Origin of the sequence: Paraliobacillus quinghaiensis, assembly GCF_003426025.1 — a bacterium.
Taxonomy (GTDB): Bacteria; Bacillota; Bacilli; order Bacillales; family Amphibacillaceae; genus Paraliobacillus_A; species Paraliobacillus_A quinghaiensis.
The window spans coordinates 106,972-123,010 of the sequence record NZ_QJSH01000006.1 but is presented as its reverse complement, the minus strand read 5'-3'; the positions used below and the strand labels follow the sequence as shown (position 1 = coordinate 123,010).

Here is a 16,039-nt window from a genome sequence, read left to right as displayed (position 1 = left end):
GTTAGCCCCCACTTAAACTCCTTCGATTTCTCTAAGTTTTGAAGTGGGGGGAATGCCCGTTAATGCGGGATAAATAAAGAGTTAGACTTCGCTCCGGTATTAATCATTTAACTTTGCTTTATTTTCCTCATATTCCTGCTGCATATATTCTTTAATTAAATCATAACCATTTTCTTCTCGGGTCTCTAAAAATGATTGAAACAACTTATCAAATTCTTCTTCTGTCTCAGCTAACAACAACCTTGGTAAAACTTCTCCCCACTTCTTCTCTATCTTATTAGCAGAAATACCTTCTTCCGAAGTGCCTCTTGGGATAATACCATCGAATTCACTTAAGCTAACGGTCTTTCCCTTCGTCCAATCTTCTAACTGCTTTAGCGGTGGTGAAATTTCAGGTTCCCATTGAAGCATCATATTGGTATCCATTAGCATCCAATATGCATGCGAAGCTCCATACTTTTCATCAAATTTTGCACGGTCAGAGTTCAGTAATTCTAACACTTCAGGAAAAAACTCTTCTTTTCCGTTGATATAATCCCAAGTAACTCCTTTTTTACCTAGAAACACATCTTTTTGACCTTCTTCACTAATTAAATAACTCAAAAATCGAATTGCTCTTTCAGGATCCTTTACATCTTTGGAGATAAATGTAATTGTCCAACCTGAAATACCATCTGCCGCTAAAGTTGGGGCATCAAGACTAGTGTTTGCTGGCCCATCTACAGCAATATAAACCGAATCGGGGTTATTTGTATAAAGAGCTTGCTGCTGTGCTTCCATATCACTACGCTGATAAAGCATAGCAAAGTATCGACCTTTTGCTATTTTTTCTTCCATTTGCGGTCGCTTATCGACAAAGATATCCTTTGCTAAAAGTCCCATTTCATTTGCTTTTCTAAATGTCTTTAACCATCTTATATATTCTTTATCGGTTCTCCGGTCATATACCTTTCCATTCTTCTGCATTGGAACAGCTAGGAAATTAAGAAGATATGCTTCTAAGGAATCATTTCCAACATCCGTAAACTCATGCAAACCAATGGGAATAAGAGGTTCGCCATTTACCTCTGGGAACATTTCTTTAGCTTTCTTCAATGCTTGAAGGAATCCTTCAGGTGTTCTCATGTCCGGCTTACCTAACGCTTCATACATATCTTTGCGCACTAAAAATGTTTGATTGGATGGCTTTAAATCCTTATATCTTTCAAAATCCTCTGGGGAAGAAGATGCGTTTGGATACATGTAAACATGTCCATCTTCTTGTCTATACCAATCTAGTTTCTTACTATCTGAAACATTAAAGAAATATGGGTCATAGCTCTCTGCAAGTTCATCTAATGGTAAGACAAGTTCTCCTTCTATTATTTTTCTTGCCGAATCTTCCCACCAACCTAACGTAATAAAGTCAGGTAAGGAACCTGAAGCAATCATCGTGTTCATTTTTTCGTTTTCATTTCCCGATGGAGTAATAAAGTTAACATTGATACCAGTTTTTTCCGTTATATAATCCGAAACAACGTTTCCACCCCATTCGGTTGTAAACCAGGAAAAGTTCACATACCAATCAAAGGTAATGGGAGACGTATCTAACTTCCAACCAGGTTCATCTGGATTAAGTAGTATAGTTTCCTCTTCATCTTGAGAGGAGACGCTTTCATTATCAATATCCTTTTTTTCACATGCTACAAATAATAGACTCATCGAAATCACTAATAGTAATATAATACTTTTTATCGTTTCCTCTATTCTCATATAACATCCCTCACTTATACAATAATTATAACGTAAAAACTATTAATTGAACATTGGACTTTTTCGACTTTATCAAGTAAATAATTTATATACATCTTTTAAGATTTGATAGATGATGCTTTTTACATGATTGAAGCAAAGGATTCTATTAGAAAAAAGTTAAAACACTATAATTTAACAAATTTTAAAAAAATGTTATAATTAATTTATTGTATTGAAACCGGTTTCAATACAATGGTCAACAGACGGTTAAAAGGAGGAAGAAAAAAATGAAACAACGACAATTCGGAAGTACTGGTAAATTTGTATCTGAAATAGGACTAGGCGCATGGCAGTTAGGGAATGTGAGAGATTCTGAATCAATGACTGAAAATGATGCAATTGCAATTGTCCACAAAGCATTGGAACTAGGGTGTAACTTCTTCGATACAGCTCCAAATTATGGTTTAGGAAAAAGTGAGGAGATCCTTGGTAAGGCACTAAAAGGGAAAAGAGATAAGGTGATCATATCGTCAAAGTTTGGTCATCATGATAACGATAAGCTTAACTTTGATCCAAATGAAATCGAAAAGTCAGTTGATAGAAGTTTGAAACGATTACAGACTGACTATCTTGATTCCGTACTTTTGCATAACCCACCGTTTGAAAACTTGAATGGAAATAGTCAACATTTCGAAGTGTTTGAAAAGCTTAAAAGAAAAGGAAAAATTGCTGCTTATGGTGCATCTGTTGACTCAAGTAAAGAGATGTTTGAGGTGATTGAAACAACGAATAGCCAAGTAATCGAAGTCATGTTTAATATTTTTCATCAAGAGACAGCTATGGCATTTCAAGCAGCTCATGAAAAAAATATAGCGCTTGTTGTTAAAGTCCCATTAGATTCGGGTTGGTTATCAGGTAAATATAATTCCGAAAGTACTTTTACTGATATTAGGAGTCGTTGGAGTCCTGACATTATTAAGAGAAGAACAATGATGTTAGAAGAAATTAAAAATATCGTAGATTCTAATCAAAGCCTTGTAAAAAGTGCCTTGCAATTTATCTTAGCGCATCCACAAGTGTCCACGGTTATTCCTGGTGCTAAAAGTACGCGACAATTACAAGAAAATTTCTCAGCAAGTGAAGGAAGCATGGATGCAAAAGAAGTAGAGCAATTAAAAGCGATTTGGGAGAAGCACTTAAAAGATAACAACCTTCCTTGGTAAATATTTTTCCGGGAGGTTCCTATTCGAATGAAAGCAAAAGGAGGAACTAAGTGTGAATATAAGCCAATCATTTTTTTCTGACCGAGTAGAAGATACGCAAGCTATTTATCTTACAAAAGAATTTTTTGATGTAAAAGGAGACGGTATTGCTGATGACACGTTTGCTATTCAATCTGCGATAAATAAAGTGAAAGAAACGATGAATTATGGGATTGTCTTTATACCAGAAGGCGAGTACCGAATAAGCAAAACCATTTATATTCCAAAAGCAGTTCGCTTGATAGGTTACGGGAAGAAACGTCCGTTAATTATTCTTAGAGAAAATACCCCAGGATTTCAGGATGAAAATATAACGGATAAAGGACGCGCCAACTATATGTTTTGGTTCACCGATTCTATCCCAAAACCAGGAGAGCCGGTTAAGGATGCGAATCCTGGTACTTTTTATAGTGCATTGTCTAATGTTGATATCCGAATTGAAGATGGTAATCCAGCAGCAGTAGCACTTAGAACTCATTTTGCTCAACATTCCTTTATTGCTCATGTCGATATTCATATTGGAAACGGCAAAGCAGGCATCTTTGATGTGGGAAATGAAATAGAAGATGTACGCTTCTTTGGTGGAAATTACGGTATTTACACAAATAAAACGTCACCAGGTTGGCCATTCATGATGGTAGATACATATTTTGAAGGGCAAAAGAAAGCTGCTATCCAAACAAAAGAGGCTGGATTGACCATTACACGTATGGTAATTAGAGATGTACCAACAGTGATTGAAACGGTTGATGGTTATTTTGAAAAATTATTTATAGAAGATAGTCATTTTGAAAAAGTTACTGGTCCTGCAATCATTATTAGTAATGAACAAAATAGTTTTACACAAATCAACATTCAGAACACCTATTGTAGAGAAGTTCCTATGCTTGCTAGTTTTCGTCAAAGCGGGAAACAAATTAATGCCCCATCGGAAATGTATAAAGTAAGTCAACTTACACACGGAGTCTATATGGAGGATATTGATTCTCCAGCGATGATACAAACAATTCAGGAGCTATTACCTTTAAACTCATATCCACCATGTATAAAAACGAATATTCCTACCTTACCTGCAATGTCCAAATGGATAAATCTAAAAAGTCTTGGTGCTGTTGGTGACGGGATAACCGATGATACCAAGGTGATTCAACAGGCGATCGACATTTATAAAACTATTTATCTACCACAAGGAATGTATCGGGTATCAGACACTATCAGGTTAAAGGAAGATTCGGTTCTGATCGGATTAAACCCAATCTCAACACAACTAGTCCTTCATGATAACACAGAGACTTTCAGTGGTTTTGGTCCACCGAAACCTCTTGTTGAAGCACCAAGAGATGGTACGAATATCCTGTATGGAATTGGGTTAGATACTGGAGGCAGAAACACAAGAGCTGTTGGCTGTAAATGGATGGCTGGAAAAGACTCCTATATGAATGATGTGAAATTCCTCGGCGGACATGGGGCGATGAGTAAAGATGGTAGTGAAGTACCATTATATAATGCAGATCGCACGGCAGACTATAACATCGATCGCAGATGGGACTCGCAATATTGGAGCCTTTGGGTGACTGATGGCGGCGGTGGCGTCTTTAAAGACATTTGGACAGCTAGTCCGTATGCCTCGGCAGGGATGTATGTTTCTAATACAGATACACCTGGGATTATTTATGCAATGTCGGTTGAGCATCATGTCCGCAATGAAGTAAAATTTAAAAATGTTTCGAATTGGCATGTTCTTGCCTTACAATTTGAAGAAGAGGCTGCAGAAAGTACAGATTGTTTACCACTTGAATTAATTGATTGTAGCAATATCCTCTTTGCAAATTTATATTTCTTCAGGACAATATGGTTGGATACGCCTTATCCACATGCAATAAAAACGTGGGATTGTAACAATATAGAGTTATTAAATACTCATAATTTTACCCAAGTCAAATATACAATTGATAATTTATTGTACGATGTCACTACTGATACAGAAGTCAGACCATGGCAAATTAGTAGGTTGAAACTTTTAGGAGCAGATAACAGAAGATCAAAAACAATCTCAAAAGTGGAGAAGGTTCATAAACTAGCAGGTGGATTTGAATTTATCGATTCCATGTGCAAAGACAGTAAAGGAAATGTATTCTTTGTTGACTCGCGTATGAAACGAATTTATAAATGGTCAGACGAACATAAGCGTTTAACGTTGATTACCGATATTCATCACCGTCCACGATCAATTGCATGTGATGAAGATGACCGACTTCTAGTTGTAGCAGAATATTCCCCATCAAAAGGGGCTACTATTGAAGGGAAACCGGAAGTATATCCGAAGGAAGAAGATGCGAAAGGTTCATCATACAGTTTCTGGTACAATACTGGTTCAACGATAAAGGTTTATTCAATTGATCCTAACAGACCAGAAGAAAGTATGCAGATATTAGATAAAGTTCCTATGAAATCGGTTCAGCGTGTATCGAAGGCATTATACCCTGCAAATCGTTGGAGAGATAGTGGTGATTTCTTGTCTGTATCTGTAGAAGAGCCAAAAGAGTGTTTTATGGCAAAAGATGGGGTGACAATCATACCCGTTACGTCCGACCTAATGCGAGCATGTTGTTTACTTGAGGCATTTCCAGGTCAGCCGTTTTATGCAGTGGACGAATACTATAAACGGACAGTCCGTTTTGAAGTAACAACAAAAGGGTATTTGGAAGAACCACAAATCTTTGTGGAAAAGGGAGAATACACCGCTGTTAATAAGCCAAATGGAGATGTTATTGTTCCAGATGGAGATGTTTATGTATTTAATACCAAGGGTGAACTTATTGATAACATGGAAATTCCTGAGAGACCCGCATGCGTATTGCTTGCCGGTAAAGATAATAGTACCCTTTATATAACCGCTCGATCTTCTCTTTATATGGTTTTGGATTAAATTCTTTTTTAAAGCACTTGAAAGGCGCCTCATCAATGAGACGCCTTTCCAATATTTTTTTGACTTACTGAATTCCTCTAGACTTCTTCAACTTATAAGTTCTTATGGGATATTGCTCCTGGCACCTTTTCCAACCATTCTTTTTCTATTAGCAATCGGGTAATATACTCCAAAAAGGTACCGGTTTTAGCAACTTGTGTTGAAAACGTTGTAACTAAATCATGTTTCATTACAGTACCGAGCGAAAAACCATATTGGGACAACAAAGAACCAAATAAACCAGCTAAGTGCGTTACCATGATGCGGTCGGATAATACTCTTTTCTTTGAGTCTGTTATTTCCGATGATAAACTAGGGGGAATTGGTAATTCGTCCTTCTCTAATAACCCACTCAATGCATGATATTGTTTTTTTGCTACTTTTACCCCTTTAAGAAATAATTCAGCTATTTCGTCAGATTCTGAAGTTTGAGCAAAACCTAGACACATTGTTTCTATGATCATGAGTAGATCTATAATTAAATAAAGGTTTGCAAGCTCCATACTATTCATTGGACGATTATCTCCATGCCATCCATTTAAATAATCGGATTTTTGAATATATTCAGGAGATGTCGGTGCGGGTAACGTCGGTGTTCTCCAATATAATCCTTTGTTAAGAAGAATATTCGTCACTTTATCATTTAATTGAATTGCAGAAATTAAACAATTGCTATGATATTTGCGAACATCTACTCTTGTAGCTGAAGCTAAAGATCTAGAGTGGAATTCAAGACCAAGACGGGTACCATTATGTAAATAGAACAATAAAAATCGATCTGAAAACAGAGTTGGCGAGCTTTCATTAATATCTGTTTTAGAAAAGCCAATTGGGATTGGATACCCGTCGTAACTAAGTAATTTTTTCCGTTCCTTAACAATTTCAATTGCATCCTTTAACGCATATGTATATAAATCCTTAATTTTTTCATCCTGTGATTGCTCACGAAATAGGGTTAAATACCACGTTGACATCTCATTAATAGAGTAACCTGTCCACAGATAGCCTAGTTCAGAGGATGTAAGGGACATCGTCTTTGGACTTCTCATTATGTTATTCCTCCATTTTTTAATTTTAAGTAGGGTCGAAGTAAATAGCTTGCGACTTTAAGTGGGTTAATCATTTTCGTTTGAAACAACTTCCCCCCCCAGTAACCTTGTAGAGAGTGAATAATTCGATCCAACCCTTGATTGGATAATTGCTCCATTGACCTTCTTAAAACAAGGGAATCTTCATAACTTTGACGAAGTGGTTTCATTAACTCTTCATATTTTCCAAAACCACATAAATCATAGGCTGCATAAATTCCACTTAATATTGAGGTATACTGGCCAAAACCCATAAAAGGCATCATGGTTCCGAAGCAGTTCCCAACATAAAAAGTATTGCCTATTCTCCCTGAGTTGCAAATTCCTACTGGATAACGGGTAATTTGGAATTGATCGGTTATTGGAAATTCCTGTTTTAACTGAGAACGTACTTTTTCGTGGAAAAGACCCCATAGTTTATTGATGTTTACATCCGTATTTTCAGGTAGATCTGGTATGGCTATAGACATATTTGCTTCCTTCTCTGAAAATGGAATAAGAAAGCAGTAACCGTAAGGAGCAAGGTCATAATCAATCCAAGCCATTACACTATACCGGTCAAAAGTCCCTTCAACTGTCGCACCTTTTATAGAAACGGTTAAATCTTCTCTGAAGTTTCTTGTCTTCTTTGCGTAACCTCCATCTCCAGTTGCCATGATCACATGTGAATATTTACTAAGCAATTTCTCATAGGTTTCTTCTGAATTAAATTTAATGGCTGATTTTATTTGTTGTTCTAGCTGTGCTTCAAATGAATCCTGTTCTCTGCCACGAATATTTGCGAAACCTAATTGACCTCTTATAGTTGCTTTTTCATTTTTAGAGTAAAGTTCCATTGTTTGAATATTTGAAGTAGGTTTAAGATAAATTCCGTATTCCTCTGATAATGATGCGATACAGTCATGAACTGGTCTTGTAAAAATAGACAGTAGGACCTCACCGTTAACAAACCGGTCCCCTACTTTACTTCTTTTTTCAAATATCGTTGGAGTTATACCATTTTTCTCAAGCGTAATGGCACATGCTAAACCGGAGAGACCGGCTCCCATAATGGCAATGCCCATTTTGAACACACCTCCTACATTTTCGTATAGTAAGAGCGTTCCCTTTTGGTAAATAATAAATACACTTCAATTTCCAAATGATTGGAAATCGTTTGTTAAAGCTGTCAACGAAATTCATTCTTGGAGCAATTTCCTAATTAAAAAGAAAAAGTTCTGAGCAAAAGATCTACTCAGAACTCTAAGATTATTTTAATTTACTACCATCAATATACACTTTAATTCGATCAATCTTACCTTCACGACTGAAAATAGTCTGACTTGTTACAAGATCTAAAGTATCCTCATCTTCAAAAATACTTTCTGTACCATCTTTATAACAAACGATGATCTTCTTTTTGTCGTCTAGATAGTAGATTACAGGAACTGCACAAAATGTAAATCCTAAGGAATTCTCATCTAACTGGATTGTTTCTGTATCCGCAGCATTACTATTCCTAGGTAGGGACCAGAGTTTCGTCTCTTTTAAAAACTCAGACTTGGATAATAAAACTGGTTTAAAATGAACAAGTCCCTCCTCTACCTTCACTCCTAATTCAGTTAGTCGAGAGATAAAGTCTTCTTTAACCTGCCCGGTCATACCTGGTTGCTGTACGCCTGCAAATCCAGGAGTGTGAGAATAAGCCTCAGTTGGGAATGCACCATATTCTTCTGGTGATTTTTCTAATCCTATACCATCCTTAAGAGCTTCATAATCATTCATAAGCGCTTCAGCTTCTTCATTCATACCTTTTTGACAATAGACATCTTCAAAGTTTTCTTGTGTTGCCAAGACTAGCTTTGATACCATATGCCAATAGATACTTCCTAAACCTTCGTATTTGTAAAAGGTACCAGAGCGTCCTGTAAAGGCATGATGGTTAAAAAGTTCTGTGAAAATTTCTTCAACGACTTTAATATCCTTATCCTTATACTCTTTTGTAGCCTCAAGTGCTTCTCTAATCTCTTCACCGTTTCTAAATCGACCGTTAAAATGGTACTTACCATTAACATCTTTTTCGATAAATCGTGTGAGATTTTTATTCAGTTCTGCTTGTAAAATAGATGATGACATAACTTGTTCATCAGGAATCACATTTTTCTCTAAGAACTTTGGCAACTCACGATTCGGATAGAGCATATAGCTGTTTTGATCTTCACGATACATAGAACTATTTTTAAGCGCATCTAAGACATTAATGGTTTCTTTTGCATCTAAAGCTTTTGAACTCAAAACAGAAACTTGCCCTTCTAACATTTCATAAAGATATGATATGCTACAGTTTTCCTTATCAAATCGAATAAGATTGTAAGAGTGATAAAGACCATCGTCACGTTTGTTCTTTTTAATTGAATCTTTTAAATGACGCATTGAAACCTCAATAAATTCTTGCAGGGATTCCATAGAAAGTGCCGCTTTATCTCCTGCAAAACCATTATCATAGATGGAATTTCTATAGGTTTCTCCAATCTTACCTAATGTTTTTACAATATCAAAACGAGTGTCATCGGACATTTCACTGCCCAGGTATTGTTCACTATCCTTCAATACCTTCGCTGTATCCTGAAACATCTGAAGTACTTCAACTGAAACTTCAATTGAATCTTCTTTAATTTCATTAACTAATTGACTCATATAGACTTGGAAACGATGCATGTAATACAGGGTAACCATTGACAATCCATTCCCAACAAGAGCGTTGTTAGCGTCGTTCCACTCTGGACGTTGCGTATTCATCCAAATACCACCCTCAGGTACATAGTTAGAGAACTTAGCAAGAACCGTAACCAAAAGTTTTTCCATTAAGTTAACTTTATAGATTTCGTCCTCGAAGTAAACTAACTTACCATCTGAGCCAATACTTGCAGTTTTGTTTTCGATACGTTGTTCATTCTCATCATCATAAACAATACTGTTTCTTGGATCTTCGACTAACGCATCAAATCCCTTAATCCTATAAGGTACATTTGCATATACAAAAATGTCTTTATGAAGAAGGTCCTGTAACTTTTCAGGGTTATAAGACTTTGATAATTCCATTAGCTTTAAAAGATAAATAATTTGATGATCTCCCCAGTATCCAATATTTGACCACGGATCTTCAGGGTCAAGCGTCTCCCAGTCAATTCCGTCTTTCGTGATTCGATAAGGGTTATAACCATCTGCTGTTGATGCATTTACGAATTTAGCAATGATACTCTCCGTGTATGCAGGGTAGGAAATAGACAGTGCTTCCCAATTTTGAAAGATATCACGCCAATTCCCTTCAAACTTAAGCTCCTTGCCACCATCTTCTTTGGTAATTTCTATATTAAATTTATTCCATGGACGACTCGGATCTCCATGTCGTCTACTGAATGTAAGCGGTAAGTACTCAAATACTAACCGTTCAAAATCCTTGCAATTAAGCTCTGCTGCCAAATTAAGCAGTTCATTATAGTTAATTGTTTCAGGTAATTTGTTGATAAAATCTAGTTGTTTGTTATATACTTCTTTATTCCAATTACCTACAAATGCTTTGAAATCTTCTCTATCAATCTCATAGCCATCTGCATATATGCCACCTCGCATAATATTGTAGAGGGTATTTGAAAAATGTCTGTAACTCGCCTTTTCATTAGCAGTAGATTGGAATCCATCTGCATTATATACAAGTTTTCTGAGATTGTACTGACCCTTTGCAACATCAGCTTCTATCGATTGAAGAATTGATTGATTTTCCATAATTTCTTTAATAAGTTTCTCAACTTTTGAAGCGTTTTGATTAAGTTCAGCTACTATATACCAGTTTTTTGATTCATGACCTTTAAGGAGGATAGAATCTGCAACATAGTAGGAACCTCTTCTACCCTTAACATCAACTTCCGTTTGTACCTCTTCGTTTTTTGAGAACGCTTTAATTTGTTGTTCTGATAAAAGGTAGCTAGGATTCTCAAGTCCCTTTGACCAAACCGTCGTTGCTTTCAATGATTCACTTGGCTCAGCTTTATCTGTTAAAATTGAGCTAAGCGTGTAGATACCGAGCCCTGCATTTTCCACTAATTCACAACGTTTATAGCCATCAACAAGTGTGCTTTTTGTATCTTGCAAAAGCGTATTAGCTCCGTAAGGCAGAATATTTCGAATACCGTCTAGGACTCTAATCTCTACGTCACTTTCCGCTAGATTAACCATATTAGATTCTTTAACAAATCCAAATAAATCACTGCTCTTCCATGTATAGGAATAACTAACCTCCAGGTCATGGTTGATCTCTTCAAACATAATCTTATTACCTGTGGTGTTTTTATATAGGTTCCTTGTAACCTTATATACATTGCTATTATGAAGCGAGAAAGGTTTCCACAGATAATTCTTTTCATCTTTATTCACGATTAGTATTGTATGTGGTCCGGTTGTCTCAATACTGTCATGGATTTTATCATCTGTATAATATGGAAATAATGCTGACTCTGCATTTTTACGACCGCAAGTCAGTCCGCCAGTACTTGATATAAACATCCATTGGTCAGCATCACTTACTACTGTCATAAAGAATGGATTCATTTGACTGTAGTTTTCAATCTTAAAATAAGTATCCTCATTCAGAGTTACCGTCTCTAGAGAAACCGGTTTCGATTCAGCGTGCAAAAAAGCATTTCCAAAGTGTAAATCCTGTATAGTATTCATCATATGTTCCTTTCTATAACTATTTTAAAATTTATCTAGTCACCATTGATTATATAGTGATACAGTTAAAAGTGCAATCATCTTCAAAAATTATCAGATATAAAGAACCAGCTTTTTTCTCATAATTTCTCATAATTGCGCTTTATCTTATATTTTTTATAATTGCATTTGCTAAACTTCCTTATCTTGATAAAACTCATAAACCCGTTTCCATGATTTTATCTCATTAGGTTTTAATTTTATATCAATAAACACTTCTGGACAAACCACATGGTTGGTTCCCCATAAGGCGATTTTGGAAGGTCGGAACTCAGATAGTTCTCGAACACCAGCTCCAATTTTATCGTGAAACACATCCCAATTGTAAGTTCCGTTTTTTACTTCCCAATCAATATGGGCATAGAAATCACCATCAGGTGTTAATGGCCATGTTAATCGGTCCTGAGATCTCGAGATAGAACCTACCGCAACGTCGATTTCTTTCATTCTTGGCATCTTTAATTGATAATGTTCACTAATTAATTCGTTATTAATTCCGATGAAATTATGCGAATATTCATTAGTATATATAGGGTGATCACCGGTATTTTCCAACCGGTAGTTGATGATTAATTGATTATCAACTATCTCTACTTCTTTAAATAAATGATACCCGTAACCCATAGGACTATAATTTGTAGTTTCAAAAGTTATAGAATTAGCTGATTTTTCAATTTTGACTTCTGAAGGAAAAACCTCATAGGTTTTAAAAAAGTCATAAGCTTCATCTTGATCTTTTTTTAGAAGACCTACACCAACTTTCGGAAATAACTCATCCACTTCTATTGCATCATAACCAATGGGCATATCAATACCAAATTCATTACATAATCCCAGGCCTCCAGTACCCTTACCCTCTTCTAATCGCTCAGGAACACAATAATTAATGTTTCCATCTAATGTTATTTGAGTAATAAAACCGGTCCAATCAAACCTTGAGCCTTTATAGAAGGATCCTGGTTCTTGAATCTCAACTTTTAAACGATTATTCTCTAAATAATACACTTTATTCCCTCCCTCTATAAATTAGTTATTCTTAATCTGTGATAGGCTCAGAAAACTAGTCTTTTCTATCAATCTGAATAACTTTCACATACTTAATTAATACATAATAAACAAACGCTATCTAACAACTTCTAATACAAACCCTAAGCTTCATACTATTTAAACTTTAGTATTATATTCAGCGCACTGAGGTCCAAGGCACCACTAGCATACTATACATCTTCTCCTATGCAATATGTGAGCTTCCTACGTAGTAAAGAAGTAAAGTGTGTGTCACTTAAACCTTCCTGGGTATGTGCAGGTGTAAAGCAGCATACTCTTCCCCTACCAAAACTATGTTGCCAACCAGCTATTGAGTGTCCGTCAATGGATTCGGATAATAAGAACACATCGGTTTCATCTGTTTGACACGAAACAAAGTAATGTTCATCAATAAAAGAACAAGCAATGGAACCATCACTATATTTGTAAGTGACCTCCTGCAAATCCGGATGATAAGTAAAAGAGCCTTTTAACATTTTGATATAGCTACTATCAGATGGATAACTTGCCATTCCTGTATGCCAAGCAAACCATCCCCCACCTTGTTCCACATACGTAACAATTTGAGCCATGATAGCTGGTTCCATCCACGTTTCCACTGTTTCATCGAGAGGGTTTAAACGATTTTCCTTATATAAAATAACGGCTGCAGGATTATCTCTTAATGCGTTTTCAACATCACCATAACTAATATATGAAACTTGTACATTCAGATCTTTAACAGCAGCTTCTAAACTCTCTTTAATCACATTTTCATGATGCCAATAATCTCCTAGTATTGCGACTATTTTTTTCAAATTTAACCCTCCTTACCAATCCAATATTTGGCCCTGATAATCAATAAAAATTGGTCCGTCTAACAAATGTCGTTGAAGGAGTTGCTGAACAATCCCCCTTGCAGAGTCTTTTGCTTCGACTGTTGCCTCTTTATTAAGCCTACCGAGCATGTAGGATTTGACATAACCAGGATGTATAGCGAAGACTTTTATTCCAGAGTCTTTTAATTGATTTTGTAATATAACAGATTGCATGTTTAGTGCAGCCTTTGACATTGTATACCCGTATTCTTTTACACGTTTACAATCGGTTATACTTCCTGCTTCAGAAGAAATATTAACGAGTAGTTTATTTTCTCCTTGCATCAATAACGGTAAAACAGACTGTGAAACTCGCAAAGGTCCTAACGTATTTGTCTCATACATGCTCCTAATTGCACTAAAATCAAGTGTTTCAAATACATCTCCATCTTGTTCCTTATAAATTGCCGCATTATTTATCAACACATCAAGTTGGGGCGAAACACGTTTAATCTCTTCAGCAGCATGCTGTACTGAATTGTCATCTGTCACATCAAGAGACAAGATATGAAGTTGCTTCCCCGCTGTCTCCTTTAGTTCTTGTAGTTCAGACCAGTTTGGCAAATAGCTCCCGGCAAATACCTTAAAGCCTTCTTTGATAAATGTTTGGGCTAGTGCAAGGCCAAGGCCCCTGTCACATCCCGTAATATATACTGTTTTCATTTTGCCATCCCCCCTACCAGCTGTATGCTTCCGGAGCGTGTCCCCCTGGACCTGGAAAAATCTCATCCAATCTTTTCATTATATCCTGTGATAACGTAAGCTCTACAGCATGTAAAGATTTTTGCAGCTGCTCTCTCGTACGCACACCAATGATAGGAGCTGTTACGATAGGGTTCGCTAATAACCAGGCAAGTGCAACTGTATCTTCTTTTTCTCCAATCTCCTTACATAACGCTGCAAATTGCTCAAGTTTACTACGGTTTTTTTCAATTGCTGCTTGATTTTTTGCACTTCTAGATCCTTTAGCTGGGTCCAGTGCATTTCCTCCTAACAACCCTCCGTCTAGTGGACTCCATGGAATAAATCCTAACCCATATCTCTCGACAGCTGGTAACACCTCTAACTCGGGCAATCTCCCATTTAAGTTATATCGGTGCTGTTCACAGACTAACCCAAAGAAATTACGTGCTTCTGCTTTTGCTTGTCCTTCTGCTATTGCCCATGCAGGAAAATTGCTAGATCCAACATATTCGATTTTACCTTGCTGAACAGCACGCTCAAATGCTGGCCAGATCTCTTCCCACCTAACTCTACGATCAATATGATGCATTTGATACAATTCAATATGATCTGTCTGTAAGCGACGTAATGATCCCTCAAGGTGACGACGAATTTTATATGCTGATAGCCCAGGTATATCATTCGGTCCATCAAACTCATCATGCATATCACCATACACCTTTGTAGCAAGTACAACCTTTTCCCTACGACCGCCACCTTGGGCGAACCAGCGACCTATTATTTCTTCCGTTTTACCAGCATTCGGTCCCCATCCGTAAATATTAGCTGTATCAATAAAGTTAATACCTGCATCAAGAGCAGCATCCATTATATAAAATGCTTCTTTTTCTTCTGTATTAACTCCAAAATTCATCGTTCCAAGACATAAGCGACTTACATTTAATCCGGTACGACCTAAGTATGTAAAATCCATATATAATCCTCTCTTCTACACGTATTTTTCATGATCTACTTTCTTCGTGTAAACGATACCAAAAAACCATACAATGAAAATGATAAGTTCCATTCTATGTAATAAATAGTAACTAAATTTTTAATCAGTGACAATATTTTAGGTATACGTAATCAAACAATTAGGAAAATGACCTTGACTCACAGTGATGCTGAATAGCTTAATTTAATTAGATTATTTTTATAGAATTTCTTCCCGCATTCACACTCGTAACGAAGGTTTCTATAGAAAAGTATGGTCTGTCTCTCAAATACTTTTAGGGATTTATCTAGTGAGAATGGATGATTCGTGCATTTTTTATTCTAATTGTGCAATAATCCCACCATTTATTATAAAGCCTACCTTTAAACAATTCTACTAATTACGTTATTAAACCTATTAGAAGCCATCTCATTTATTAAACGAACGATAAACGAGTTGGCTATATAAAAAACTTTTTCAATTGATTCCAACATGAAACACAATTCAATTTCCATCATAAAGTGAACCCTAAATCAGTCGATATCTGTGCTGTAAGACTTTTCAGCTGTTCAGTACTTTTTGTACTCACACGGCAGTAAATACCAACTCGCTTCTCTCTCTTGGGAGGCTTTGCAGGAATATATTCAACTCTTTTATCTTTAGTCACGACAAAACCT

General features: G+C 36.3%; 11 protein-coding genes. 2 read left to right on the top strand and 9 right to left on the bottom strand.

Features of this window, described 5'->3' with window-relative positions; all coding sequences use genetic code 11:
- Positions 1-99: 99 nt before the first annotated feature.
- Complete coding sequence (locus tag D2K40_RS06145) at positions 100-1,752, bottom strand: extracellular solute-binding protein (protein ID WP_373285559.1); 1,653 nt, start codon at positions 1,750-1,752, stop codon at positions 100-102.
- A gap of 269 nt (positions 1,753-2,021) precedes the next feature.
- Between D2K40_RS06145 and D2K40_RS06140 the strand changes: the two genes are divergently transcribed.
- Positions 2,022-2,957, top strand: coding sequence for an aldo/keto reductase (locus D2K40_RS06140; RefSeq protein ID WP_117154003.1), 936 nt, complete (start codon positions 2,022-2,024; stop codon positions 2,955-2,957).
- Between the two features lie 52 nt (positions 2,958-3,009).
- Positions 3,010-5,925 carry a glycosyl hydrolase family 28-related protein gene (locus D2K40_RS06135; protein ID WP_117154001.1) on the top strand — a complete coding sequence of 972 codons (2,916 nt, stop codon included), beginning with the start codon at positions 3,010-3,012 and terminating at the stop codon, positions 5,923-5,925.
- Positions 5,926-6,017: 92 nt separating this feature from the next.
- Here D2K40_RS06135 and D2K40_RS06130 read toward each other — a convergent pair whose 3' ends face one another.
- From D2K40_RS06130 to D2K40_RS06095, 8 genes are all read right to left on the bottom strand, one after another.
- Complete coding sequence (locus tag D2K40_RS06130; RefSeq protein WP_117153999.1) at positions 6,018-7,013, bottom strand: DUF3231 family protein; 996 nt, start codon at positions 7,011-7,013, stop codon at positions 6,018-6,020.
- On the bottom strand, positions 7,013-8,116 hold the full coding sequence (locus D2K40_RS06125; RefSeq protein WP_117153997.1) for an NAD(P)/FAD-dependent oxidoreductase: 1,104 nt from the start codon (positions 8,114-8,116) through the stop codon (positions 7,013-7,015). The genes D2K40_RS06130 and D2K40_RS06125 overlap by 1 nt, the downstream gene beginning before the upstream one ends.
- Positions 8,117-8,300: 184 nt before the next feature.
- A complete protein-coding gene (locus D2K40_RS06120) occupies positions 8,301-11,762 on the bottom strand; it encodes a hypothetical protein (RefSeq protein ID WP_117153995.1) in 3,462 nt (1,153 codons plus the stop codon).
- Between the two features lie 171 nt (positions 11,763-11,933).
- Positions 11,934-12,806 carry a hypothetical protein gene (locus D2K40_RS06115; RefSeq protein ID WP_117153993.1) on the bottom strand — a complete coding sequence of 291 codons (873 nt, stop codon included), beginning with the start codon at positions 12,804-12,806 and terminating at the stop codon, positions 11,934-11,936.
- A gap of 212 nt (positions 12,807-13,018) precedes the next feature.
- A complete protein-coding gene (locus tag D2K40_RS06110) occupies positions 13,019-13,645 on the bottom strand; it encodes a ThuA domain-containing protein (protein WP_117153991.1) in 627 nt (208 codons plus the stop codon).
- 12 nt (positions 13,646-13,657) lie between these two features.
- Positions 13,658-14,368, bottom strand: coding sequence for an SDR family NAD(P)-dependent oxidoreductase (locus D2K40_RS06105; RefSeq protein WP_162879147.1), 711 nt, complete (start codon positions 14,366-14,368; stop codon positions 13,658-13,660).
- 13 nt (positions 14,369-14,381) lie between these two features.
- Positions 14,382-15,362, bottom strand: a complete 981-nt coding sequence (locus tag D2K40_RS06100) for an aldo/keto reductase (RefSeq protein ID WP_117153987.1) — start codon at positions 15,360-15,362, stop codon at positions 14,382-14,384.
- Between the two features lie 514 nt (positions 15,363-15,876).
- Complete coding sequence (locus D2K40_RS06095; protein ID WP_205417562.1) at positions 15,877-16,029, bottom strand: hypothetical protein; 153 nt, start codon at positions 16,027-16,029, stop codon at positions 15,877-15,879.
- Positions 16,030-16,039 lie beyond the last annotated feature (10 nt).

Coding starts and splice junctions, on each gene's coding strand:
- D2K40_RS06140 (WP_117154003.1), top strand. CDS start 2,022: ATGAAACAACGACAATTCGGAAGTACTGGTAAATTTGTATCTGAAATA.
- D2K40_RS06130 (WP_117153999.1), bottom strand. CDS start 7,013: ATGAGAAGTCCAAAGACGATGTCCCTTACATCCTCTGAACTAGGCTAT.
- D2K40_RS06105 (WP_162879147.1), bottom strand. CDS start 14,368: ATGAAAACAGTATATATTACGGGATGTGACAGGGGCCTTGGCCTTGCA.
- D2K40_RS06145 (WP_373285559.1), bottom strand. CDS start 1,752: ATGAGAATAGAGGAAACGATAAAAAGTATTATATTACTATTAGTGATT.
- D2K40_RS06125 (WP_117153997.1), bottom strand. CDS start 8,116: ATGGGCATTGCCATTATGGGAGCCGGTCTCTCCGGTTTAGCATGTGCC.
- D2K40_RS06100 (WP_117153987.1), bottom strand. CDS start 15,362: ATGGATTTTACATACTTAGGTCGTACCGGATTAAATGTAAGTCGCTTA.
- D2K40_RS06120 (WP_117153995.1), bottom strand. CDS start 11,762: ATGAATACTATACAGGATTTACACTTTGGAAATGCTTTTTTGCACGCT.